The 24348-nt window shown below is 62.3% G+C and carries 19 protein-coding genes; all 19 read right to left on the minus strand.

The annotated features are described in order from the left end of the window. Window positions 1–98 precede the first annotated feature (98 nt). The 19 genes from ASC85_RS18570 to ASC85_RS18660 all read right to left on the minus strand — a co-directional run bounded on the left by ASC85_RS18570 (window position 99) and on the right by ASC85_RS18660 (window position 24271). Complete coding sequence (locus ASC85_RS18570) at window positions 99–1580, minus strand: efflux transporter outer membrane subunit (protein ID WP_057450828.1); 1482 nt, start codon at window positions 1578–1580, stop codon at window positions 99–101. After that, on the minus strand, window positions 1577–4681 hold the full coding sequence (locus ASC85_RS18575; RefSeq protein ID WP_057450829.1) for an efflux RND transporter permease subunit: 3105 nt from the start codon (window positions 4679–4681) through the stop codon (window positions 1577–1579). The genes ASC85_RS18570 and ASC85_RS18575 overlap by 4 nt, the downstream gene beginning before the upstream one ends. Before the next feature lie 208 nt (window positions 4682–4889). Beyond that, window positions 4890–7985, minus strand: coding sequence for an MdtB/MuxB family multidrug efflux RND transporter permease subunit (locus ASC85_RS18580; protein ID WP_057450830.1), 3096 nt, complete (start codon window positions 7983–7985; stop codon window positions 4890–4892). Next, window positions 7982–9298 (minus strand): MdtA/MuxA family multidrug efflux RND transporter periplasmic adaptor subunit, encoded by a 1317-nt coding sequence (locus tag ASC85_RS18585; RefSeq protein WP_057450831.1) that lies wholly within the window; start codon window positions 9296–9298, stop codon window positions 7982–7984. The genes ASC85_RS18580 and ASC85_RS18585 overlap by 4 nt, the downstream gene beginning before the upstream one ends. A gap of 177 nt (window positions 9299–9475) precedes the next feature. Continuing rightward, entirely contained in the window at window positions 9476–9976 is a 501-nt protein-coding gene (gene tpx / locus ASC85_RS18590; protein WP_013693326.1) for a thiol peroxidase, read from the minus strand. A gap of 283 nt (window positions 9977–10259) precedes the next feature. Further along, window positions 10260–10931: a DUF3313 domain-containing protein gene (locus tag ASC85_RS18595; protein ID WP_057450832.1), complete on the minus strand. Its 672-nt coding sequence runs from the start codon at window positions 10929–10931 to the stop codon at window positions 10260–10262. Between the two features lie 94 nt (window positions 10932–11025). Further along, window positions 11026–11520, minus strand: a complete 495-nt coding sequence (locus tag ASC85_RS18600) for a hypothetical protein (protein ID WP_057450833.1) — start codon at window positions 11518–11520, stop codon at window positions 11026–11028. 99 nt (window positions 11521–11619) lie between these two features. Beyond that, window positions 11620–12117, minus strand: a complete 498-nt coding sequence (locus ASC85_RS18605; protein ID WP_057450834.1) for a GNAT family N-acetyltransferase — start codon at window positions 12115–12117, stop codon at window positions 11620–11622. Window positions 12118–12296: 179 nt separating this feature from the next. Further along, window positions 12297–13277 carry a LysR family transcriptional regulator gene (locus ASC85_RS18610; protein WP_057450835.1) on the minus strand — a complete coding sequence of 327 codons (981 nt, stop codon included), beginning with the start codon at window positions 13275–13277 and terminating at the stop codon, window positions 12297–12299. A gap of 218 nt (window positions 13278–13495) precedes the next feature. Beyond that, window positions 13496–14440 carry a peptidylprolyl isomerase gene (locus tag ASC85_RS18615; RefSeq protein WP_057450836.1) on the minus strand — a complete coding sequence of 315 codons (945 nt, stop codon included), beginning with the start codon at window positions 14438–14440 and terminating at the stop codon, window positions 13496–13498. Beyond that, on the minus strand, window positions 14437–14916 hold the full coding sequence (locus tag ASC85_RS18620) for a YbjN domain-containing protein (protein WP_057450837.1): 480 nt from the start codon (window positions 14914–14916) through the stop codon (window positions 14437–14439). Before ASC85_RS18620 ends, ASC85_RS18615 begins: the two co-directional genes overlap by 4 nt. 22 nt (window positions 14917–14938) lie before the next feature. Next, window positions 14939–15586 (minus strand): hypothetical protein, encoded by a 648-nt coding sequence (locus ASC85_RS18625; protein WP_057450838.1) that lies wholly within the window; start codon window positions 15584–15586, stop codon window positions 14939–14941. A gap of 15 nt (window positions 15587–15601) precedes the next feature. Beyond that, window positions 15602–17299, minus strand: coding sequence for a putative porin (locus tag ASC85_RS18630; RefSeq protein WP_057450839.1), 1698 nt, complete (start codon window positions 17297–17299; stop codon window positions 15602–15604). 38 nt (window positions 17300–17337) lie between these two features. After that, entirely contained in the window at window positions 17338–18042 is a 705-nt protein-coding gene (locus ASC85_RS18635; RefSeq protein WP_003201712.1) for an energy transducer TonB family protein, read from the minus strand. Between the two features lie 2 nt (window positions 18043–18044). After that, a complete protein-coding gene (locus tag ASC85_RS18640) occupies window positions 18045–18470 on the minus strand; it encodes an ExbD/TolR family protein (RefSeq protein ID WP_003201710.1) in 426 nt (141 codons plus the stop codon). 10 nt (window positions 18471–18480) lie between these two features. Next, window positions 18481–20280 carry a DUF2341 domain-containing protein gene (locus ASC85_RS18645; protein WP_057450840.1) on the minus strand — a complete coding sequence of 600 codons (1800 nt, stop codon included), beginning with the start codon at window positions 20278–20280 and terminating at the stop codon, window positions 18481–18483. Window positions 20281–20297: 17 nt separating this feature from the next. Further along, window positions 20298–21860: a ShlB/FhaC/HecB family hemolysin secretion/activation protein gene (locus ASC85_RS18650; protein ID WP_430458906.1), complete on the minus strand. Its 1563-nt coding sequence runs from the start codon at window positions 21858–21860 to the stop codon at window positions 20298–20300. Window positions 21861–21928: 68 nt separating this feature from the next. Beyond that, window positions 21929–22531: a transposase gene (locus ASC85_RS33900; RefSeq protein ID WP_014338096.1), complete on the minus strand. Its 603-nt coding sequence runs from the start codon at window positions 22529–22531 to the stop codon at window positions 21929–21931. Between the two features lie 714 nt (window positions 22532–23245). Continuing rightward, window positions 23246–24271, minus strand: coding sequence for an IS110 family transposase (locus ASC85_RS18660; protein ID WP_057450842.1), 1026 nt, complete (start codon window positions 24269–24271; stop codon window positions 23246–23248). Window positions 24272–24348: the final 77 nt, after the last annotated feature.

The raw sequence follows: 24348 nt of genomic DNA on the forward strand, positions 1-24348 counted from the left end.
GAGCAAGGCTTGCCCGCGAAACAGGCAACTCGATTCTTGAAAGACCGCATTGCCTTCATCGCGGGCAAGCCTTGCTCCCACTCACCCCGTCACAGTGATCAGGGCTTCTCGTCCGCCTGCAGCTGCCCGTCCCACCCCCCACCCAACGCGGCAATCAACTGCACGCTGGCGATCAGGCGGCTCTGTTGCAGGCTCAGCACACTGCGCTCATTGCTCAAGGCCGTGGCCTGGACGGTCACCACGTCGAGGTAGGCAATCAACCCTGCCTTGTACTGGTTCTGCGTCAGGCGCAGGGATTCCCGGGCGGCGTCCAGGGCTTCCTGGCGCACGCGGGCTTCGTCTTCCAGCACCTTGAGCTGGATCATGTAGTTTTCCACCTCGCGCAAGCCGTCGAGCACGGTCTGGCGATAGGTGGCGACGGTCTGGTCATACGCCGCGACGGTACGGTCGACCTCTGCCGAACGCTGTCCACCATCGAACAGCGTCATTGCCAGTTGTGGCCCTACCGACCAGAAGCGGTTCGGCACGCTCACCCAGTTGTCGTAGGTACTGCTGCTGTAGCCGCCACTGAGGCTCAAGGTCAGGTCCGGGTAGTACGCGGCCTTGGCGACCCCGATGTTGGCGTTGGCGGCCATCACCGAGCGTTCTGCCGAGGCGATATCCGGTCGGCGTTCGAGCAACTGCGACGGCAGCGCCACCGGAATTTGCGGCAATGACGGGATGTCCTGGGTCTCGGCCAGATTGAATTCGGCGGGCGGCAGGCCGATCAGCACGGCGATGGCGTTTTCAAACTGGGCCCGTTGCCAGATCAGGTCGATCAGGTCGCCCTGGGTGGTCTTGAGCTGGGTTTGCGCCTGGGCCACCGCATCCTTGCCGGACACCCCGGCGCGGTACTGGTTTTCGGTCATTTTCAGGGAGCGCTGATAGTTGTCGACGGTGGTCTGCAACAGGCGCTTCTGTTCATCGATCACCCGCAACTGCAAGTAGTTCTGCACCAGTTCCGATTGCTGGCTCAGGCGCATCGCCGCCAGGTCGGCAAAACTGGCTTGGGCGCTCGCCTCGTCGGCTTCCAGGGTGCGGCGCAGCTTGCCCCACACGTCCGCCTCCCAACTGACGCCGGCCTGGGCGCTGTAGGTGTCGCGAATGCCGCTGGACGAACTGCTCAGGCTCGAACTGCTGCTGCCGGTGCCCTGACTGGAGCGCGTCTTGCCAACGGTCAGGTCCACGGTGGGGAAAAATGCGCCACGGGCATTGCGCACCAGTGCCCGGGCCTGCCGATACTGGGCGTCTGCCTGGGCCACGGTCTGGTTGGACGCATTGAGCTGGTTCACCAGGCCATTGAGTTGCGCATCGCCGTACAGCTCCCACCAGGCGCCCCTGGCCATCGCATCGCTGGGATTGGCCTGGCGCCAGCCCTGGGCCTCCTTGTATTGCACCGGGGCGGCAGCCTGGGGACGTTGATAATCCGGGCCGACGGCGCAGGCACTGAGCATCGCCACGCACAGCACCAGGCTCAGCACCCGCGAGCCACGGGCGGTCGCCAGCGTTGCGGCAAGATTGAAAGGCGAACGGTCGGTCATAGCGGAGTTTCCAGGGCAGCATCAGTGCGCACGCCGCGCCAGCGATTGAAGCGATGGCGCAGTTTGTCGAGATAAAGGTAAACCACCGGGGTGGTGTAGAGCGTCAGTACCTGGCTGAACACCAACCCACCGATGATGGTCAGGCCCAATGGCCGGCGCATTTCCGAGCCCTCGGCAGCGCCGAGCAGCAGCGGCAAGGCGCCAAGGATCGCCGCCAGCGTGGTCATCAGGATTGGCCGCAAGCGCAGCAGGCAAGCGCTGCGGATCGACTCCAGCGGCGTCTGCCCGGCACGTTCCAGTTGCAGCGCCAGATCGATCATCAGGATGGCGTTTTTCTTCACCACGCCGATCAGCAGGAACAGTCCCAACAGCGAGATCAGGCTGAACTCGCCACCCAGCGCGTAGATCGACAGCAACGCGCCGACCCCGGCCGATGGCAACGTAGACAGGATGGTCAGCGGATGGATGTAGCTTTCATAGAGCACACCCAACACCAGGTACACCGCCAGCAACGCCCCGAGGATCATGAACGGCTGGCTCTTCTGGGTGGCGGCGAACGCATCGGCGGTGCCGGCCATTTTCGCGATGACGTCCTCGGGCATCCCAAGCTTGGCAAGTGCCCGCTCGATGGCCGCGGTGCCCTGCTCCACCGTGACGCCTTCGGCCATGTCGAAGGAAATGCCCTCGGACGCGAACTGGCCTTCATGGCTGACCCGGTCATCCTCCAGGCTGTTCTCGTAGTGGGCAATGGCCGACAGCGGTACGCGCGCGCCATCGGCGGTGATCACCTGGACCTGCTCGAGGGTGCTCGGGTCCTGGGCGTACTTGGGATTGACCTCCATCACCACTTGATACTGGTTGAGGCTGTCGTAGATGGTGGATATCTGCCGCTGGCTGTAGGCGTTGTTGAGCACCGCGGTGACCATGTCCATGTCGATGCCCAGGCGCTTGGCCTGGTCGCGGTCCACCACCAGCGTCACCTGCTGCGCCCCACCACCGTCGCGGGCATCGATGGCGGTGAGTTCCGGCAAGGCCCGGAAGGCCGCCACGACCTTGGGGTACCAGGTGCGCAGCGACGCCAGGTCGGCGCTTTGCAGGATGTAGGAATATTGCGAGGTGGTCTGCTCGCGACCGCCACCGAACTGCAGGTCCTGGTCGGCCATCAACATCAACTGAGCGCCGGGGACCTTGGGCATTTCTTTACGAAGGCGCTCGATGACCTTTTGCGCAGAAATATTACGCTCCTTGATCGGCTTGAGGCGCACCAGCATGAAGGCGTTGTTGGTGCCGTTGTTGCCACCGATGAAACCGGCGACGCTTTGCACCGCCTCGTCCTTGAGCACGGCGCGGCGGAAGATTTCCATCTTCGGCTGCATCACGTTGAACGACAGCCCGTCGTCGCCACGCACGAAACCGATCAACTGGCCGGTGTCCTGCTGCGGCATGAAGGTTTTCGGCACCACCACGTACAACGCGACGTTCACGCCGATAGTCACCAGCAGGCTCAACAAGGTCAGGCGTCGATGGCGCAGCACCCAGTCCAGGCTGATGGCGTAACCTCGGACCATGCGCTCATTGAGCCGCAGGCTCCAGCGCTGCAAGCGGTTTTCCTGCCCCGGCACGTGAGGCTTGAGCCAACGTGCGCAGAGCATCGGCGTGAGGGTCAGCGAGACCACCAGCGAAACCACGATGGACGCCGCCAGGGTGATGGAAAATTCGCGAAACAGGCTTTCGATGATCCCGCCCATGAACAGGATCGACAGGAACACCGCCACCAGCGAGACGTTCATCGACAACAGGGTAAAGCCCACCTCTTCGGCCCCCCTATACGCCGCTGTCATAGGAGGGACGCCTTCGTCGATATGCCGGGAGATGTTCTCCAGCACCACGATGGCATCGTCCACCACCAGCCCGGTCGCGAGGATCAAGGCCATCAACGACAGGTTGTTCAGGGAGAAACCGTACAGGTACATCACCGCAAACGTGCCCACCAGCGACACCGGCACCGCCAAGGTCGGAATCAGCGAGGCGCGGAAATTGCCGAGGAACAGGAACACCACCAGCACCACCAGGGCCACGGCGATCAGCAAGGTCATTTCCGCTTCATGCAGGGTGGCCTTGATCACCGGCGAGCGGTCCATCGCCAGGTTCAGTTTGACGCTGGCCGGGAGCACGGCCTGCAATGCCGGCAGTTGCGCCTTGATCTCGTTGACCGTCTCGATGATGTTGGCCCCGGCCTGGCGGTTGATCACCAGCAACACGGCGGCATCGTTATTGAAGAAACCGCTGTTGTAGCGATCCTCGACGCTGTCGGTGACTTTCGCCACGTCCTTGAGCCGCAGTACCGAGCCATCCTGGTAACGGATGATCAGCGTTTCGTAGTCCTTGGCCTTCTCCAGTTGATCGTTGGCCTGGACCTGCCACATGCGCTGATCGTCTTCCACCGACCCCTTGGGCCGGCGCACGTTGCTATCGGCAACAGCAGTGCGCACGTCATCGAGGGCCACGCCGTACTGGTTGAGCAGATGTGGCTCCAGTTCGATGCGCACCGCCGGCAACGAGCTGCCGCCGATCTGTACCTCGCCGACGCCCGAGACCTGGGACAGGCTCTGGGACAGGATGGTCGAAGCCAGGTCGTAGAGCTGGCCTTTTTTCAACACATCCGAGGTCAGCGACAGCACCATGATCGGCGCCTGGGACGGGTTGACCTTCTTATAGGTCGGCATACTGCGCATGCCGCTGGGCAACAGGTTGCGCGACGCATTGATGGCCGCCTGCACTTCCCGGGCGGCACCGTTGATGTCACGGTCCAGGTCGAATTGCAGGATGACGCGGGTAGAGCCCTGGCTGGAACGGCTGCTCATGGTGTTGACCCCGGCGATGGCGCCGAAGGAACGCTCCAGGGGCGTAGCCACCGTCGACGCCATCACCTCGGGGCTGGCCCCTGGCAGGTTGGCCTGGACCACGATCACCGGGAAATCCATTTGCGGCAGCGGCGAAACCGGCAGCAGGCCGAAGCTCACACCACCGAGCAGCATGATGGCGAAGCTCAGGAGCATGGTCGCGACCGGACGCTTGATGAATGGACCGGACAGGTTCATCGGCACAAGCTCCGGACTTCATATGACAAACCGAGAGTAGTAGCTGGGCTTTTGTAGTGAGGGGATTTATCCCCGCCATGTGGGAGCAAGGCTTGCCCGCGATGAGGGCGATGCGGTCCTGCAGAATCGAGGCGCCTGTTTCGCGAGCAAGCTTTGCTCCCACATAGCGGGAGCAAGCTCCCTCGCCACGAAAAGCGCTGCACCGCCGTCATACCCGCACCTCTTTCCCATCAGGCCTGGCAAACCGGCGCCCCAGTCGATCGAAATACAGGTAGATCACCGGGGTGGTGAACAACGTCAATACCTGGCTCACCAACAACCCACCGACCATCACCAAGCCCAGGGGCTGGCGCAGTTCGGCGCCGGAACCGGTGGCGAACATCAGCGGTATTGCACCGAACAAGGCCGCCAGGGTGGTCATCAGGATCGGGCGGAAGCGCAGCAATGCAGCCTGGTAGATCGCTGTCTGCGGGTCCATGCCCTGGTTGCGCTCGGCGTCGAGGGCGAAGTCGATCATCATGATCGCGTTCTTCTTGACGATACCGATCAGCAGAATGATGCCGATGATCGCGATCATGCCCAGGTCATTGCCACTGAGGATCAAGGCCAGCAAGGCACCGATGGCCGCCGAGGGCAAGGTGGAAAGAATGGTGATCGGGTGGATGTAGCTTTCGTACAGCACGCCCAGCACGATGTACATGGTCACCACCGCTGCCAGGATCAGCAGCAAGGTACTCGACAGCGACGCCTGGAATGCCTGGGCCGCGCCCTGGAACTCGGTCTGCACGCCCACCGGCATGCCGATGTCCTGCTGGACCTTTTCGATCACGTCCACCGCATGCCCCAGGGCCACGCCCGGCGCCAGGTTGAACGACATCATCACCGCCGGGAACTGGCCAATGTGGGCGATCGCCAGTTGCGCCTGGCGTTCTTCGACCCGGGCCAGGCTCGACAGCCGCACCTGCCCGCCGTCGGTGGTCTTGACGTGAATCTGGTCCAGCGCCTGGGGCCCGATCCGTTCCCCGGCCTGGGCCTGCAACACCACGCGGTACTGGCTGGCCTGGGTGTAGATGGTGGAGATCTGCCGCTGACCGAAGGCGTCATAGAGCGCATCGGTGATGTTCGACACCGAGACGCCCAGGCGAGAGGCTGCGTCGCGGTCGATCACCAGGTAGACCTGCAACCCCTTGTCCTGCAGGTCGCTGGCCACATCGGTCAGCTCCGCCTGTTGGGCCAGGGCTTCGACCAGGCGCCCGCTCCAGAGGCTGAGCAATTCGGCGTCCGGCGACGACAGGCTGAATTGGTACTGGGTCCGGCTGACCCGGTCTTCAATGGTCAGGTCCTGCACCGGTTGCATGAACAAGCGAATGCCCACCAGCCGATCCAGTTGCGGCTGCAAGCGGGCGATGATCTCGCTGGCGCTATCACCCCGTTCGCTGTGGGGCTTGAGGTTGATCAGCAGGCGACCGCTATTGAGCGTGGCATTGTCGCCGTCCACGCCGATGTAGGACGACAGGCTCTCCACCGCCGGGTCCGCCAGGATCACTTTCGCCAGTTGCTGCTGGCGCTCGCTCATGGCGGCAAAGGAGATCGATTGCGGCGCCTCGGAAATGCCCTGGATCACCCCGGTGTCCTGCACCGGAAAGAACCCCTTGGGCACGGCCAGGTACAGCACCACCGTCAGTACCAAGCTACCCACCGCCACCAACAGGGTCAGCGGCTGGTGTTTGAGCACCCATTGCAACTTGCGTCCGTAGGCGGCGATCAACCAGTCGATCCAGGCGCCGCTGGCGCGGTAGAAACGGCCCTGCTCTGCTTCCTTGGGCTCACGCTTGAGCAAGCGGGCGCACATCATCGGCGTCAGGGTCAGGGACACCACCAGGGAAATCAGGATCGCCACCGCCAGGGTGATGGCGAACTCGCGAAACAGCCGTCCCACGACATCGGCCATGAACAGCAGCGGAATCAGCACGGCGATCAGCGACAGCGTCAGGGATATCAGCGTGAAGCCGATCTGCTTCGCGCCCTTGAGCGCGGCCTGCAGCGGGCTGTCGCCCTCCTCGATGAAACGAGCGATGTTCTCCAGCATGACGATGGCATCGTCCACCACGAAACCGGTGGCAATCGTCAGGGCCATCAGGGTCAGGTTGTTGATGGAGAAACCGGCCAGGTACATCACGCCGAAGGTGCCGATCAGCGACAGTGGCACGGCCACCGACGGAATGATGGTGGCGCTGACACGACGCAGGAACAGGAACGTCACCATGACCACCAGCACGATGGCGATCAGCAATTCATGCTGCACGTCGGTGACCGATGCTCGGATGGTCTGGGTGCGGTCGGTCAGCACGGTGACATCCAGGCCGGCCGGCAAGTTATCGGTAATGCTCGGCAGCAGGGCCTTGATCCGGTCCACCACTTCGATGACGTTGGCCCCCGGCTGACGCTGGATGTTCAGCAGCACGGCCTGGTTTTCGTTGGCCCAGGCGGCAAGGCGTTCGTTTTCGGCGCCGTCGACGATCTGTGCCACGTCCTTGAGCCGCAACGGCGCGCCGTTGGCGTAGGCCAGGATCAGTTCGGCGTAGTCCTTGGGCGAGGTCAACTGGTCGTTGGCGTCGAGCATCGAGACCCGGGTCGGGCCGTCGAAGTTGCCCTTGGGCTGGTTGACGTTGGAAGCGCCGATCAATGTGCGCACGTCTGCCAGGTTCAGGCCATTGGCCGCCAGGGCCTCGGGATTGACCTTGATGCGCACGGCCTGGCGCTGGCCACCGGCGATGGTGACCATGCCGACGCCGCTGATCTGGGCGATTTTCTGCGCCATGCGGGTGTCCACCAAGTCATTGAGCTTGGGCAGCAGCATGGTCTTGGAGGTGATAGCCAGGGTCAGCACCGGGGTGTCGGCCGGGTTGACCTTGTTGTACACCGGCGGTGCCGGCAGGTCCTTGGGCAGCAGGTTGGTGGCCGCATTGATCGCGGCCTGCACCTGCTGCTCGGCGACGTCCATGTTGATGTCGAGGTTGAAGCGCAGCGTAAGCACCGATGCACCACCGGAACTGGTGGAGGCCATCTGCGTCAGGCCCGGCATCTGTCCGAACTGGCGCTCCAGGGGCGCGGTCACCGCGCTGGTCATTACATCGGGACTGGCGCCCGGGTACAGGGTCATCACGCGGATGGTCGGGTAATCGACCTGGGGCAATGCCGACACCGGCAGCAGCCGATAGGCGATCAGGCCGGCCAGGATGATCGCCAGCATGCTCAGGGTGGTGGCGACCGGGCGAAGGATGAACAGCCGCGAGAGATTCATGCGCCGCCCTTTTTCGCCTTGTCGGCCGCAACCGGCTCAGCGGGCACCGCTGCGGACTTGCCCTGCAGGTGCTCGGTCGGCGTGGTGGGCACTTCCTGGCTGTCGCTGACCACTTCCACTTCACTGCCTTCCTTCAGGCGATCGGTGCCTTCGAGCACCACCCGGTCACCGGCGACCAGGCCTTCGGTGACCACGGTGTTCGCACCGTCGCTGGCGCCGATCTTCAGCTTTTTGATGGTGACCTTCTTGTCGCCATCCAGGGCATAGACGAAGGTGCCATTGGTGCCGAACTGAATGGCCGCCGTCGGCGCCAGGGTCACGCCTTTGAGGGTGTCGGCCAGCAGGTGGACATTGACGAACTGGTTGGGGAACAGCGACTGGTCGCGGTTCTCGTAGCGGGCCTTGAACTTCAAGGTGCCGGTGGTGACATCGATCTGGTTGTCCAGGCTTTGCAGCACGCCGCTGGCCTGCAGCTTCACATCGCCCCGGTCCCAGGCTTCGACGGGCAGTTTCGCCCCGCTGCGGTAACGGGCGAGCACCGTGTCAAGGTTGTTTTCCGGCAAGGTGAACACGACGCTGATGGGTTGGGTCTGGGTGATGACTGCCAGGGCCGTGGTGTCGTTGGCCGCCACCAGGTTGCCGATATCCAGTTGCCGCAAGCCGACCCGCCCGGAGATAGGCGCGCGGATCTTGGTGAATTCGAGGTTGAGCTTGGCGTCGTTGACCGCCGCCTGGTTGGTCTTGACCGTGCCCTGGTACTGGCCCACCAGCGCCGCGGCGGTGTCGAGGGTCTGCTTGGCAATACTGTCTTCAGCGTACAGGCCGCGATACCGCTCAAAGTCTACCTGGGCATTTTTCAACTGGGCCTGGTTCTGCAACAGCGTGCCTTCGGCCTGGAGCAAGGCGTTCTGGTATGGACGCGGGTCGATCTCGGCCAGCAGGTCCCCGGCCTTGACCATCTGCCCTTCTTCGAAAGCGATCTTGACCAGTTCGCCACCCACGCGGCTGCGCACGTTGATGGTATTGAGGGCCGTGACCGTGCCCAACGCCTTGTAGTACAGCGGGAAATCCCCGGTCACCGCCGGCGCCACCCGCACCGGAATCGGCCCCGTCGCCCCACCGAACCCTGGCCGCATGCCACCCGAACGCCCCATGTGCCCCGCCGCGGCTTTATCCCCTGCCCCAGGCTTCTGCGCCGAGCCACTGGGCCAGAACTTCCAGGCCAGCGCCGCGACCACTAATACGATAAACAGGCCGAACAGCCAGCGACGGGAATTGCGGGAAACAGAGGATTGCATGGAGTGATCAACCATTGGGCGCGTGGACTTCTTTTACGGGAGGCTGAACGATAAGCACTGGCGGGTGTTTAGCAAAGCGCCTTTACCGGCAATTTACGTTGGGCTTACCTGGCACATAGTCGGCTAACGCCTTGAAGCACAAAAGAAAACGGCCTGGACAGGGCCAGGCCGTTAACAATTGTAATAAATACCTTATTTCAGAACGGCCAACGCAGCGTCGTAGTTTGGCTCTTCACCGATTTCCTTGACCAGCTCGCTGTGCAGCACGGTGTCGTTTTCGTCCAGCACCACCACCGCACGGGCGGTCAGACCTTTCAGCGGGCCATCAGCGATTGCCACGCCGTAGTCCTGGATGAACTCGGCACCGCGCAGGGTCGACAGGTTCTGGACGTTTTCCAGGCCTTCGGCGCCGCAGAAACGCGCCTGGGCAAACGGCAGGTCGGCGGAGATGCACAGCACCACAGTGTTGGTCAGGCCGTTGGCCTGGGCATTGAACTTGCGCACGGAGGTGGCGCAGGTCGGCGTGTCGACACTTGGGAAAATGTTCAGCACTTTACGCTTGCCGGCAAAGTCCTTCAGGGAAACGTCCGACAGATTGCCGGCAACCAGAGAAAAGGCTGGTGCCTTGGAACCGGCTTGTGGCAACTGGCCGTTGACTTGGACCGGGTTGCCTTTGAGAGTGACTTGAGCCATGAACGGATTCCTTCTGACAGGTTTGAAAATGGTGAGGCCGGAGTTAACCACGAAATGCTTGCGCGACCTACCGCTGGACATAAAAAGACATGGTGTCGCCATCCTGTGTGGGAGCTGCGAAGCCTGCGATCTTTTGATCTTTTGATCTTTTGATCTTTCGCTTGAGATTCAAGTGTATTGGGAAAGATCGCAGCCTCGTTGCACTCGACAGCTCCACAGCTCCTACATGGCTCCTACATGGCTCCTACATGCTCCTACGCAGTTCTCATAGGGGTATTCGAGGCTATTTAGCCTTGAATTTCAGAAACGACTGGTGCAAATCCGACGCCCAGCCATCGATGACCCCTTTGACGTCATCGGGCTTCATGACTTGGGACTCGTTGGACAACGGCTTGCCCGTACCTTTGCGCACCACCTGGGCGACCACCGCGTTGTTGCCACCGTCGAGAAAAACCGCTTCGGTGCCCAGGTTGGTTTCCTGGTCGCGAATGCCGCTGGCAGTGCTGACAGCGGCCGCCACCAGCGCAATCGGGATCACCTCATAAGGTTTCAAGCCTTCGGTCTTGCTGCTGACCGCCGTGATGGCCGCCCGCATCACCAATACACCCGGCCCAGGAGCTGTCGCCAGGGGCAAGGATTTGCCCGCTTCCCGCTTGAGGGCCTGATCGTAATAAGCGGTGATGCCAGACAGTGTGCCCTGGGGGATCTTCACGGTCGGCTGTGGCTTGGGATAAAGCTGCGTCGGCTCGATATAAATACTGGTGTACTTGCCCGGGTCGATCTTCGGATCGACCCAACGCATGACCTCGGCCCCCGACGGCGACTTCTCTTCCTTGAGCCGGCTGTAATCACCCAGGAACCCGGAGTACTCATCCGGCTGGGTGACTTTGCTGGAGCAACCCGCCAAGGCGAGCGAGGCAATGCAAACAGTGCCGATCATCGACGAAAACTTCATGCTGTCACTCCTGTAAGCCACACGAGACGGGGCCGGAACTACAGGTATAGCCAATGGACAGGTTTTTGCCTGCACTGAGAAGCGCGTGCGTGATTCAGCCGCGTTCGCGCGGTATCAGGCTCTGCAACTGTTGTGCGAGGAAGTTGGCATCGAACGCAAACGTGTCGGGGTCCTTCAAGCCGTTGGTCCGACGCCATTGCCATTGCACCGATGGCGGTTGGCAAACCAGGGAAATACTGCCGTGACGGGTCGCCGCCAGGCCAATGATCGACAAAGAAATCTGCCCACCCACGCCCATCACCTCCGGCACGAATTCCACCGGTCTGCCGGTAATGGTCAAGGTCAGTTTTTCAGTCTTGAAACCAGACGTCTCTACCGGGACGCTCGGCCCGTGCGCCACATACGTCTCTCGGCTCAGTTCCAGCAGGCCGAGCGCCATGACGGGCGCCAGCCATTGCTCGATTTGCCCGTACAACGCCTTGATCTGTTCGGCCCAGACCGTTGCCTGGGCCTGGTGTAGTTGTTTCTTGTGCGCTTCGCTGTCGGCGTAGTGACGAAGCATCTCGCCCAATTGCTGTACATCGTCCATGGGCCGGTCCTCGATTAAGGGAGTACTGCGAAGCGCGATGATGACAGGTTCAAGACGTTGGCGTACGTAAAAGCCCTCTTTGCCTGCGCGTTGGGCTCTTCAGCGCAACCGCGCCATCGCCAGTGTGTCCACCCAGCGACCGTCACGCACGGCATAGTCGCGCATCAGGCCTTCGGTTTCGAAGCCGAACTTGCGGTACAGCCCGATGGCCGCTTCGTTGTCGGCGTACACCGTCAACTCGACCCGCCGCAGGTTCATCCAGTTGTCCGCGACGTCCAGCGCGGCGGCCAGCAGCATCGACCCCACGCCCTTGCCCTGCCAGGCAACAGCCACGCCCATGCCGAGGCTACCGCAATGGGCACGACGCACGCGTAAGAACTGCTCCAGCCCCAGGTTGCCGATGACTTCACCCTGGTGCAGGGCCACCAGTTTCAATGAACGCTCGTCGTCCATTGCCAGGCGTTTGCGCCAGACTTCGGTGGACTGGAAAGGCATTTGCAGCACCTGGCGAGTCACCGCCGGGTCGCTGTAGAGCGCGGTGACACCGGCAATGTGGGCTTCAGTGAAGCGTACGAGGGTGATCGATGATTCGGACATGCGGCTCCTCCCTGGAGACGTGACGAGGCCGATCACTATACGCCGCGCCTGGCTGTGTGGGGAACCTGTGGGAGCGAGCTTGCTCGCGATGAGGCCCTTTCAACCGGCATCGATGTTGAATGGACGACCGCTATCGCGAGCAAGCTCGCTCCCACAAAGGGCCTACTTCCTATTTTGGGTTATGCCTGAAACCAATCCCGGCGCTCATCCAGCGTGCGATGGATCAGCTCACGAAGCATCTGCACCTCTGGCGAGCCTTCGGCCTGGGCATTGACGGCCATCCACAAGTGCCGCTGCATCGACAGGCCGAACACTTGCGGCAATGCCACCAGGCCTCGGTCGAAACGGCTCATGTACTGCGGCAACAGACCGATGCAGGCGCTGCAGCGAATCATTTCCAGCATCAATTCGTAGGATTGCACCTGCACCACACCGGCCCGGCGCTGTTCTATCAGGGCGTTCCACGGGGCGAAGCCATCCACGTGTCGGTCCGCCTGCCATTGCACCAGCATGTAGTCGTTCAGATCGTCCAGGCAATCCGGGCGCGTGGCCGGTCGCGAGTAGCGCTTGGCGATGTGCGGCACATAGTCCAACCGCGCCAGTCGATCCGCGGGCAACGTGGCGAAACTCGGCCCTGGCACCGACACCTGGGCATCACTCAACCAGAGCACCAGGTCGGCGCTGACGGCTTGCAGTGCCAGTTCACTGTCCAGGGTGATGATCTGCAGTCGCACGCTGGCGTTGCGCCGCAGCAACGAGATCAGGTCGCGTCCCAGGATGTCATGCAGAATCGACTCGGCCACGGCGAGGCGAATCAAGGGTTGATCGTTCAGCGGCGGCGCGCTTTCGTGGGCCAGGGTGATCAATCGCGCCTGCAACTGCCGGCCTTCACGAGTGAGGGTCAAGGTGCTGCCCTGGAAGCTGAACAGCGAGCGTTGCAGCCGCGTCTCCAACTGCGCCAACTGCTTGCGCAGCCAGGTTGCCTTGACGTTTAGACTACGGGCCGCTTGCATGAAGCAGCCGCAACGGGCACTGACCAGGAAACACTGCGCCACCTGCGGTTCAATACCGCCGGCCAATGTCAGCCAGGGATCGGGGACACGCAACGGCGTGCGGTATGCGGTGACAGCCTGGCGTCCTGCTGGCTCGGTGAAGGTCATGGGTGACTCCCTGTCGGTTTACGAATACGTGGGGCAAATAACACAATCGCTGTGGCCAGAGATTGCTCCCGCAGGTCTGTAGGAGCTGACGAGCGAAGCGAGGCTGCGATCTTTTCACTGCCAATTGAGTCCGGAGCGAAAGATCAAAAGATCGCAGGCTTCGCCAGCTCCTACAGAGCCCAGCGGGAGCAGGCTCCCTAGCCACGGGGGAGACCCGCCTAAAGCCCCTCCTCCAGCACCTTGCTCAACTGCGCGCCATCGATGCTCAACGTGGCCGTGTCGAGCATGCCGTCCAGGTAGGCCTTGGCGATCTGTTCCTGGCGCTGGCCGCGCAGGGCCTGGGTCAGGCGTTCGCGGACGTCGTCCAGGGTCGCCTCCCGGGCCGGCTGTTGTTCGGTGAGCTTGATGACATGGAACCCCGCCGGGCTCTGCACCGGGTCCGACACCGCGCCGACCTTCAGGCGCGCCACCGCCTCACGCACCGGCGGGACCAGTTGCTGCAAGGGCTGGAAACCACTGTCACCGCCGCGCTCGGCACTGGTGCGGTCCTGGGAAAAACGGCTGGCCAGGGCGCCGAATTCAGCGGGCGAGGCCTGGGCTTTCTTGCTCAACTCCAGCGCTTGCCGGCGCACCGCCTCTACGGTTTGCGGCTCGGTGGCCGCCAGGAAAATCTGGCTGACGCGGTACAACGCCGGTGCGGTCCAGTTGGCTTTCCCGGCGTCATAAGCCTGCTTCAACTCGTCTTCACTGGGATACCCGGCGGGCACCTGGCTGACCGACTGCAAGTAGTCGCGAAACACAATCTGCTCAGTCGCCGCCCGCGTCTGCCGCTCCACCTCGGGCCGCTCGCGCCAACCCTGGGCGTCGGCCTGCTCCAACACGGCTTTTTCCGCCAGGCGGGCACGGATCCAGCCTTCCAGCGCAGCCCGATTGCCACGCATTTGCTGGCGAACTTCAGGAGCCAGTGCGGCCAGCAACGCCTTGAGTTCATCGGGGCTGACCTGCTGGTTGCCCAAGCGCGCCAGGCTCGGCGAGTCGGGCGTAGCAACGCTGACGGCCTGTACCGCGGCGACCGGATCGCTTCCCGGCCGCAGGCCCAGCACCAGCGCCACGGCGAGCAGGCCCAGCGCGGCGGCGCTGATGACGAAGGTCGGTTTTTTCACGATACGACGGCCTCCTCCGATGGCGCCTCGACCGGCTCGGCCGGGGTTTGCATACGCGCCGCGTTCTGGCTGTACTCCCGCAGGTAGACAATGAACTCCTGCAACAGGCGATCCCACAGTTCCAGGTGGCTGCGCAAATGATCGGCGCTCACGCCTGCCGCGACCACCACGTCCATTTCCATCACCAGGAACTCACCCTGCAGCGACAACCGGGCAAAGCGGCGCGAGGCGTTCCACAACTCCACCAACCCAGTTGGTAACTCGCCCTGTACCCGCAAGGCACAGCTGAAGGTGAAGTCCAGGTATTGGCCCGCTGTCGGCGCAGGATTACCCAAGCGCACCGCAAAGCCGATGCCCTGGCTGGCGCTGAGCAGTTGCACGATGCCGTTCTGCTCGGTTTCGTTGACCCGATAGCCCGCGGCCTGCAACCACTCGGTCAGGGATTTTGCACCGACGTATTCAATCATTGAGGTCATGCTCGCTTCTTCCTTGTTCTGTTCAGTGAGTGATCGAGGCCTGGGGCGCATCGAAACGATTCTTGTAGAGATCATCGCCAAAGCCCTGGGCCAGCTCTTCGAAACGCACCCGGGCCTTGGCCGCGAACGGCTGGCGGATCTTCATGATGTCGGTCACATCAATGGTTTCGTAGGCATGCAGCAACGTCTTGGCGACTTCGTACATTTGCTGATTCTTGACCGAACATTGCTGCACTTGTGTGTCACGCTCGGTCAATTGCGCCTCCAGGCGGGCGCGCTCGGTCTCTTTGCCACGGGCCAGGGTCAATAATTCCTCGTAGGCTTTCTTGAATTTGCCGATTTGCTCGTTGCTCGCCGCCACCTGGGCCTGGGCCTGGCTTTGCAGGTTTTGCTGGTGCCCGGCCAGTTGCTCGTTCAGGGCCTGGGCCTTGCTCAGTTGCGCGGTCAACTGCTTGATCTGCGCCTGGGCTTCCTTGGCCTGGCTCTCGGCAGCCTGACGAGCGGCGCTGGCCTGGGCCTGCTCGCTTTGCAGGGCTTGCAACTGGGCGGTGGTGCTGCGCAGCTGTGTCCGCAGCCGCTCTTCCAGGCCTTCGCCGTGCGCCACGCCACTGAGCAGCAGGCCCAGCATCAGCAACGCAGCCGGACATGGGTATTTGGCTCGCCTTTTCATGAGGCCTCCCTGCGCTTAGAAGCGCGTGTTGATTTCAAGCTGCAAGACATCGATGTCGTACGGCGCGCCGTACACCGCTTCGGAACTCAACCAGCGACCGGTGGCGAAGACGTTGCTCGCCAGGCCATAGTTGCCGCCCAGGAAATAGCCCTTGGCGTTGGTGCCACCCAGATGGAATGACGAATCGTTGAAGCCGTCCGGCAAGGCATCCGGCTGGATGTACTTGTAGCCGGCGAAAAGGTTCCAGTCGCCTTCGCGCTTGAGCTCCAGCGAGTTGCCGAGGGTGAACTGGAGCATCCAGGCGTTGGCGCCGCTTTCCACCTCGCCATCGCTGTCCAGATTGTTGGCGAACTGACCGGCGGAGCGCTTGCGCATCTCGCCTTCGTCGTAGCCCAGGTTGTGGACGTAGTGGGCCTGGCTGCGCAGTTTCAGGTCTTCAGGCAGATCGGTGTCCCAGGCCAGATTCAGGTCCAGCAGGTTGAATTCCGAGGCCAGGCCGACGTATTGCGGCTGTGGCGTGGTGGACGGGTTGAGAGGATTGGGCGCGATGTCGCGCAGCAGGAACACGGTGTTGCCCTTTTGCATGAACGCCACGCGTGAGCCGTCGCTGTCGCTGTCGCAGCCTGGATCACCGGCCCAAGGCTGGCACGACGAAGAGCGCTGGCCTTCGATGTCGTCGAAGCGGTAATAGGCCATGGCCCCCTTGATCCGGTTGCTGTCGTTGATGGCCCAATTGGCCCCCAGTTGCGCACCGTACAGCCACTTGTTGTCGCTCTCCTCCTTGTCGCTGCCGTTGCTGGTGCTGGTGTCGTTGGTGTACTCCACCGGGAACGCGCCAACAGTACCGAACACGCCCCAGTCCTGATTGAGCTTGTGGTTGAAGTTCGCCGCCACACCGTCGAAGTTCAGGTCACCGGAATACAACAGATCGGTGGAGAAAAACGGGTTGGCGAAACGCCCGCCGGTCAGGGTCAACTCGTCCGAGGGTTTCCAGGTCAGGTAACCCTGGTCGAGCCAGATGTCTTTCTTGCCAAAACCGCCACCGAGGGTCTGGGTGGTGGACACCGGATTGTTGTCCGAGCCGGTACCGATGCGGATGCCCGCGGTCCATTGCGGGGCAATCACGGCCTTCATGCCCAGGCGTGCGCGCAGGCGGAACAGGTTCTCGCGGTCTTCGCGGGTGTTGAGCAACGGCGGCAGGCTGGAGCTGCTGTTGGGATTGACGTCGTAGGGGCCCTTGTCATTGAGCCGGGCGAAGTCGACGATTTCGTTGCTGTTGGTGCCCGAGTAATAGCGCGACTCATCCCGCAGGCGAATGTCGCCATCGAAACTGATGCGCGAGACCCAATCCGGGAAGGTGTTGGGCTGGGCCCAGTTTTCCTGCTTGGCAGTGGCCATGACTTCAGCCTTGACCTGGTCGCGGATCTGCTCACGCACGATGTTCGGCACGTATTGCACCCGCACGTCCCCCGGCGCGCCGGCCGGCGCTGCGGCAACCGCCGTGGCTGCCTGGCGGGCCTGCACGGCTTCCCGTTCTGCCTGGGCGATCAAGCCATCGGCCTGATCCTGTTTCAACACGCCCTGCTGCACCAGCAGGCGGATCAGATTGATCGTGGCGTTTTCCGAGGGCGCCGGGGCGGCGGCCGCGTGCCCGGCCAGGCTCAGGACCACCAGGCCGATCGCCCACGATAATCGATTCACATTGGAAATCATCTGCACACAACTCCTTTGGCAAACTTTCAAATAGTCGGTTAACCCGGCCGCCGTCCCTGCAAGGACAAGCGCACGGGTAAAGTCAGGGAGGCCGGTGGCCGTTCACTCAAATGGGGCGCGGCACGCAGGGCGGAAATCACTTGTTCGTCCACTTGCGGGTTGCCGCTGGACTTGACCAGCTCGACCCGGGTGATTTCGCCCACGGCACTGAGCCAGACATCGGCCTGCAGCGAGAACGCCAGGCTGCGCAAGTCGGGGTTTTCTCGCAGCAAGCGCTGAAAGGTGAACGCCAGGAACTGGCTGTAAGTGCCATTGCCGAGGCGCCCGCCCCCTGCCCCGGCCATGCCGCCGCCCTTGCCGGCGCCGATGTTGAAGGCGTCGTTACCGGACTGGGCATCGCCGTCCATCTGCATCGGGTTCGCCAGGTCATCGACTGGCGACGGCGGCGCCTCTTCCTCGGGCTTGACCTCTTCAGGCTCGGGGGTCGGTTCTGGCTCGACCACCTTCTCCTCGACCTGGGGTTCCGGCTCCTTGGGTTTCTCCGGCGGTGGTGGGGGTGGAGGCGGCAGCGGGATAATGGTCGGCACCTTGGGTGCTTCGCGGCGCACGCCACTCATGTCGTTGGCCCACTGCCACAGCAGCCAGGCCGCCACGGCGCCCAGCGCCAGGCCGGCGGCCCACTTGAGCAGGCGCAACGGCGAGGTCTTCACCGGGGGCGGATCGATGGGAAGTCTGGCGGTCATGGTCAGCCCTGGCTCGGTTTGCCGGTCACCAGACCGACCTGGGACAGTTCCAGACGCCGCAGCAGGTCCAGCACTTCAATGACTTTCTGGTACTGCACCGTCGCGTCGCCGCGCACGATCACCGGGAAGTCCGGGCTCTGGGCCTTTTCGATGCGCAGGCGCTCTTCCAGCTCGGCCAGGGTCACCGGATAGGCATCAAGGAAGACCTGCCCGCCGTCGTTCACCGAAATCGCCTTGGTCTTGGCTTCGGACAACGACACCGAGGCACTGGCCTTGGGCAGGTTGATCTGGATACCCGACACCTGGGCCGTGGCCGTGAGGATGAACATCACCAGCACCACCATGAGCACATCCACCAGCGGCGTGATGTTGATGCTGTCAACCGCCGCGTCATCGTCGTCATCGTGTGAAGCGTTTACGCTAGCCATGGCGATTTCCTCAGGCCGGTACGGACGATTGGGCGTGATGATTACGGCGATGCGCCGCTTCACCGGACTGGCCTTCACCGTGCATCTCCGCCAGGCGCGTGATGAACTCGTCGACGAAGACCCGCATGTCGGCGCTGACTTCCTTGTTGCGGGTGATCAGGCGGTTGTAGCCAAACAGCGCCGGGATCGCGACGAACAGGCCCATGGCGGTGGCGAGCAATGCCGCGGCCATGCCCGGGGCGATGGCGTTGATGTTCACGTCACCGGCCATGGCCGTGCCGAGGAACACCACCATGATCCCCAGCACGGTGCCGAGCAGGCCGATGTACGGACCGCCGGCGATGGCGTTGGACAGGGTCGAGAGCTTCGAACTCAGTGCTTGGTTTTCCCGGGTGCGCACGCCGTCCATGGAACAGCGGATCGCTTCGATGGTGGCCGCCGACACCGACGAAGTGTCAGCGCCCTGCTCGCGGCGGGTGCGGATCTCCTTGACGGCCACCAGGTACAAACGCCACAGCGACGAGTGTTGCAGGCGCTGGCCGAGGCCCTGGTCGTCGGCGAACATTTCCAGGCGTGTGCCGATCTGGGCGAACTGTTCACGGAAGGCTTCGTTGGCCGCGCTGAGACGGCTGACCATGCGGTTCTTGCGGATCATGATGATCCACGACTGGAACATCATCAGCACCAGTACCCCGATGATCACCCAAGCGTCCATCGGCACGGCCTTGAGCAGGAAGCCCAGGCTGCCGAAACCGAAGCCGGACTGCTCTTCATCGACCCCGTAGGCCAGCAGTTTCGACTCGGCGCCCTGGGCATTGGCGTCAGCCAACAACAGCGGCGCCGGACGGGCGACCTTGGACAGGCGCGCTTCGTCCATGGCCCCGCCAAATGGCGCGAAGGCACCTTCGGAAAGGTCGGCCCCCAGGGCTATCGGCGAATTGAACGCGGGCATCGCCACCGCCAGGCTCGCGGTTTCACGCCCGTTGACGTACAGCACGACCCGATCGCCCGAGGCGGTCAAGGCCAGGTGTTGCCACTGGCCAGGGTTCAGCGGCTGGGTCGAGACCGCACGCTGGTCATTGATCGCTACGAACGGCACACCCTGGTTGACGCCAACCAACAGGCTGGTGGCGGCTTCGCGACGAGCAAGGATGACTTGCTCGCCACTGGCCTGGTCCTGGCGCAGCCAGGTGCTGAAGGTGAACGCCGCACCGGCACTGTGTTGCAACGAAGGGCTGGCCGGCAACAACAGCGGCTGGCCGTTGAACTGCAAGGCACGCCCGATCACGCCGTCGATGCTCGCGCCGGCCGCGCCCTGGGCATTGTTGCCGTAGGCCGTGGTGTCCCGGGGCGGTACGCCGGTGGCGCCGTCAAAGTGGTACAACGCGGTGTAGTCCGGGTCGAAGGTCAACTGGCCGCTGCCCGTGGCCGGTGCCTTCTGGTTGCCGTAATACATCCACACGTCCTGACGCTGGCCGCCCTCCACGCTCGGCACATCGACCCAGATCAACGCCATGCCCATCAGCGGGTCGAAGCTTTCGATCTGGTGATTGAGCACGGTCTTGTCGTCGGCACTGACGAAACGCAGGTCCGAGCCGTCGTCCTTGACGCCGTCGAAAGTGAAGTTGCCGGTGTGCAGGCGCACCAGCAGCGCGGTGCGGCCCAAGGCCTGGGCGATGGCGGCGCCCTGGGGCGTGGTGTCCACCGAAATCTGTTTGCGGTAGTGCCAATCGTCCTGCCACCAGGCGTTGGCGGTCGCCGGAAGCACCAGCCCCAGGCAGATAAACAGGGATAACAATAAGCGTTGCATGGACATGACTCCTGGGTTCAAAACGTCGCTTGCAGGTTGAAATGCAGGCGCGATTCCTGTTTCGAGGTGTTCGGCCCTTCGAGCAGCGGATAGCCCCAGTCGAGGCTGCCGGATAACCATTTGCTCAGGCTGGCGCGGGTGCCGAGGCCGACGCTGGCGAGGCTGTAGTCGGCCTCCTGGTCGGGCAGTTCGTCGCGCAGGTACAACTGCGCGCCTTCGGCGAAGGCATAGAAGCGCCACTCCTGGACATAACTGCCGAGAAACTTCGCCAGGGACGGGGTGCGCAGCTCCTGGGACAGCAGGTAGCCATCATCACTGGTGCGCTCGGCGGCCAGGTAGCCACGTACCGAGGTGGCACCACCGGCAGAGAATTGTTCGTTGGAAACCAGCGGCCCGGAGGCGAGTTGGAAGGCCGCCTTGGAGGCGGTCTGCCAATCATTGCCGAAGGTGAAGGTGTAATTGCCGTCACCCTTGAGCACGGCGAAGCTGGGGCTGGCGCGATAGCGCTTGTAGTCGAATTCTTCGTCGGAGCTGCCGTAACCCAGCAGGCTACGAGTACCCGCCACCAGGCTCAGGCCGAGGCCCAACTGGCTGTGTTCGGTGTAGCGAAAGCCGTTGTAGGCAAAGGTGAACGGCGCGTACTTGAGCGGTGCCTTGTCGCTGGCGCCACCGAGGTTGAGCTCTTCTTCGAAATCCTTGAAATCCACCCCGACCGAAAAGCTGTTGGCCCACGCCCCGCTGGACGGCAGACTGTAGATCGCCGACACCCCGTAGGAATGACCTTTACCCAACACGTTGCTGCCGCCAACCGTCGCTACGTTGCTGTCGGATTGGTAACCCGAGAACTGCACACTCCAGCGTTCGTTCAGCGGCGCGGTATAGGAGCCCGACCAGACCTTGGCGTTTTCGGTGTCCTGGGGCGCGGTGAAGAAGGTCAGCGAAACGCTGTGGCCCAGTTGCCAGAGGTTGTTGTAGCCCAGGCTGGCGACCGTGCGCAGCTTTTCGGTGTCGGCACTGTAGTCGTTGTTCAGCCCCAGGCTGGCTTGCCAGGGGTCTCGGTCTTCGACCTGCAAATCCACGTCCATCGTCCCGGGGCGCTGGCCTTCGCGCACCAGCGGCATGACCTGGCGCCCCGGGGTTTTGTTCAGCAGTGCCAGTTCTGCCTGGACCTGGGCGAAATCGGGCACCTCGCCTTCCTTGAGCGCCGGCACGTCATCACGGATTTCGACAGGGGAATAATGCTTGGCCCCCACCACCCGGACCCGGCCGATCTTGGTCTCGCTGACTTGGAGATAGACGATGCCGTCTTCGACTTTCTGCTCTGGCAACTCAACGAACACCGATTGATAACCCCGGGCCTGATAGACCTTTTGCAAGGCCTCCCGGGCGCCTTCGATGTCGCTCAAGGCCTTTTGCGGACCGAGGAACGGGTACACCGCTTCCTCGATGGCCCGGGCGTCGAGCACGGTGTTGCCCCGCACGAAATACTCGTTCACGTCCACCAGGCGAGCCGGCGCCGCTTCGGCCTCCTGCCCTCCTTCTGCGGCGAATGCCGACGGCCCCCCGACCGCCAGCAGCAACCAGCCCCACAGCGCCGGCCGCGATTTGAAGAAATGCTCCACACCACCCCCTGAATTCAAAATACGGCTCAATTGCTTGCGGTCGATGTCGTGGCGTGCCGGGCCAGCCAGGTGTGCAGCAGCGCGAAGTTCAAGGAGAACTCCGGCATTTGCAGCAAGGCGCCACAGAACACTTCACCGATGATTTTCTGGATGAGCCGCACCGCCCGCGCGTCGCCCAGCAGTGTGGCGAGGTCTTTGCTCAGGACGTTGAAGCTCCAGACCTTCTGGTTCAGGTCCAGGCCGACGAACCAGCGGAACAGCAGGTTGTAATTGAGTTGTTCGTAGAGTTGCTGCTCGCTGGGCACCGAATAGAGCAGTTGCAGCAGGAGGATATGCATGGCGGTTTGCGGTGCGATCAGCATCTGGGCACCGGCATTGAGGCCCTGCAGCACATCGCGATGGTCATCCAGCAGGTCGTCGATCTGCGGACGCAGCAAGACCAGTGAATGGCCTTGCGGAATGTAGCTTGACACTTCCTTGAGCGCGCCTTGCCAGTCATCCTGGGAAACGATCCAGACCCACGGCGCGCCGTAGCGATACACCGAGACCGGCTGCTTGCGCGCCGCCTCGACGATCTTCGACAGCCGCTGGTCAAGCTCCTGCATGCCCACTTTCGAATAACGTTCCATAGTCCCCATCGCCTCACTCCCGGCTTCGCGCCCCGGCTCCAAAACGACCTTGCAGGCCCCCTTGAACACGTCACACAGGCATGACGGGAATGGCGATGTGCTACCGAACTTTTGTCATGAAAGCTTCATTTTGGAGAGACCAGGGAGATGCCCAGACTTGGGGCGACTGGCGGATTTTTTGTGGGAGCGAGCCTGCTCGCGAAGACGGTGGGTCAGTTTGCATTGATGTCGGATGGGCTGCCGCCATCGCCGGCAAGCCTTGCTCCCACATCTATGGTTACCCCCTTTTCTGCAATACTGTTCTTGATGCGTGTTTGGCTTGCTTTCATCTATCCGGCGTCTGAGTGGGGTATAGGCCCCNTGCGACATAGATCTCCTGTGGGAGCGAGCYTGCTCGCGATTGCGGTGGTTCAGTCACATGGATGTTGAAYKTGCTGGCCTCTTCGCGAGCAGGCTCGCTCCCACATCTATGGTTACCCCCTTTTCTGCAATACTGTTCTTGATGCGTGTTTGGCTTGCTTTCATCTATCCGGCGTCTGAGTGGGGTATAGGCCCCGCGCCTCGATGAGAATTCGATGCCCGACGATCCTTATTAGGGGAGCGGCCTTACAGCCGTGTGGGAGCCCAGGGTTGTCGTCAGGCCGGGTGGCCGTTCACGTCATCTGTTATCCAGCATCGCAAAACCAGGTGGGTGGTGCTCGGGTGACAGCAGGGTCAGGCGTTCGTCGCGCTTGGCCTTGCATCAAATTCTGTATGGTTTGCCGCAATCGCCCAGGCGATTCTCGCCATTTTATTGGCCAGCGCGCAGGCCACGTGGTTGCTGTGGTGGCGGGCCAATAGCTGCCGGACCCAGTCAGCTAGCCAGCCTGTTTGTTTGTCCAGATGAATCATGTAAGTCCGGGCACATTGGACGAACAGGCGCCTCTGGTTTCGATCACCGCGCTTGCTGATGCCTAGAAGTGTCGTATTGCCGCCTGTGGAATGTTGTTTGGGGACCACCCCGATCGAGGCCGCGTAGCATCGACCGCATTTGAACTGCTTGCCATCGCCTATTTCAGCAGCCAGGACGGTGGAGGTGATCGGGCCCATACCGGGCATCGTCATCAAACGCTTCGCCAGATCATCTTCAGCGGCCTGGCAATCCACTTCCTTATCCAGCGTCGTGACCTGCTTATCCAAATACATAAAATGCTCATACTGCTTGGTCAGCATTTTTTGGGTGAGGGCCGGAAATGAGCTCGACTCCAGCAGTACGGGAAGACTTCTGATGTGTTTAAACCCCCGGTCCAGGCTGATACCGAACTCCAGAAGGGCTGCGTGAATCCGATTGGCAGTCGCGGTGCGGTCCTTGATGAACGAGTCACGGGTTGAGTTGAGCAGCGCCAGCGCCTGCCGAGATTGGGTCTTGTAGGGCACAAAACGCATGCTCGGGCGAGTCGCCGCCTCACAGATGGCCTCGGCATCAGCGAAGTCGTTCTTGTTGCTTTTCAGGTAAGGGCGTACGAGATGAGGGGCTATGAGCTTGGGCGTATGGTCTAGCTTGGCCACCTCTTGCGCCATGAAATGCGCTCCACCGCAGGCTTCCATCACTACAGTGCAAGGTTCAAGCTTCGCCAAGTGTTGGATGAGCGCGACTCGGTTGAATTTTTTGTGGTAAAGCTCATGACCATGATCATCCTGCGCATGCAGGTGAAAAGAGTGTTTTCCCAGGTCGATGGCGGCAATAGCTACTTTGTTCATGGCAATGGTCTCCGATAGGCCCCCTGCGAAAGCTTAGTGGGCAATCGCAGGGGGCGGCGGGGGTAGCCATTTCATTA

Source organism: Pseudomonas sp. Root401 (genome assembly GCF_001425105.1).
Lineage (GTDB): Bacteria > Pseudomonadota > Gammaproteobacteria > Pseudomonadales > Pseudomonadaceae > Aquipseudomonas > Aquipseudomonas brassicacearum.

What these genes read in the sequence shown, in the direction of transcription:
- ASC85_RS18570 (WP_057450828.1), bottom strand. Translation starts at nt 1,580, where the DNA reads ATGACCGACCGTTCGCCTTTCAATCTTGCCGCAACGCTGGCGACCGCC.
- ASC85_RS18575 (WP_057450829.1), bottom strand. Translation starts at nt 4,681, where the DNA reads ATGAACCTGTCCGGTCCATTCATCAAGCGTCCGGTCGCGACCATGCTC.
- ASC85_RS18580 (WP_057450830.1), bottom strand. Translation starts at nt 7,985, where the DNA reads ATGAATCTCTCGCGGCTGTTCATCCTTCGCCCGGTCGCCACCACCCTG.
- ASC85_RS18585 (WP_057450831.1), bottom strand. Translation starts at nt 9,298, where the DNA reads ATGGTTGATCACTCCATGCAATCCTCTGTTTCCCGCAATTCCCGTCGC.
- tpx (WP_013693326.1), bottom strand. Translation starts at nt 9,976, where the DNA reads ATGGCTCAAGTCACTCTCAAAGGCAACCCGGTCCAAGTCAACGGCCAG.
- ASC85_RS18595 (WP_057450832.1), bottom strand. Translation starts at nt 10,931, where the DNA reads ATGAAGTTTTCGTCGATGATCGGCACTGTTTGCATTGCCTCGCTCGCC.
- ASC85_RS18600 (WP_057450833.1), bottom strand. Translation starts at nt 11,520, where the DNA reads ATGGACGATGTACAGCAATTGGGCGAGATGCTTCGTCACTACGCCGAC.
- ASC85_RS18605 (WP_057450834.1), bottom strand. Translation starts at nt 12,117, where the DNA reads ATGTCCGAATCATCGATCACCCTCGTACGCTTCACTGAAGCCCACATT.
- ASC85_RS18610 (WP_057450835.1), bottom strand. Translation starts at nt 13,277, where the DNA reads ATGACCTTCACCGAGCCAGCAGGACGCCAGGCTGTCACCGCATACCGC.
- ASC85_RS18620 (WP_057450837.1), bottom strand. Translation starts at nt 14,916, where the DNA reads ATGACCTCAATGATTGAATACGTCGGTGCAAAATCCCTGACCGAGTGG.
- ASC85_RS18625 (WP_057450838.1), bottom strand. Translation starts at nt 15,586, where the DNA reads ATGAAAAGGCGAGCCAAATACCCATGTCCGGCTGCGTTGCTGATGCTG.
- ASC85_RS18630 (WP_057450839.1), bottom strand. Translation starts at nt 17,299, where the DNA reads ATGATTTCCAATGTGAATCGATTATCGTGGGCGATCGGCCTGGTGGTC.
- ASC85_RS18635 (WP_003201712.1), bottom strand. Translation starts at nt 18,042, where the DNA reads ATGACCGCCAGACTTCCCATCGATCCGCCCCCGGTGAAGACCTCGCCG.
- ASC85_RS18640 (WP_003201710.1), bottom strand. Translation starts at nt 18,470, where the DNA reads ATGGCTAGCGTAAACGCTTCACACGATGACGACGATGACGCGGCGGTT.
- ASC85_RS18645 (WP_057450840.1), bottom strand. Translation starts at nt 20,280, where the DNA reads ATGCAACGCTTATTGTTATCCCTGTTTATCTGCCTGGGGCTGGTGCTT.
- ASC85_RS33900 (WP_014338096.1), bottom strand. Translation starts at nt 22,531, where the DNA reads ATGGAACGTTATTCGAAAGTGGGCATGCAGGAGCTTGACCAGCGGCTG.
- ASC85_RS18660 (WP_057450842.1), bottom strand. Translation starts at nt 24,271, where the DNA reads ATGAACAAAGTAGCTATTGCCGCCATCGACCTGGGAAAACACTCTTTT.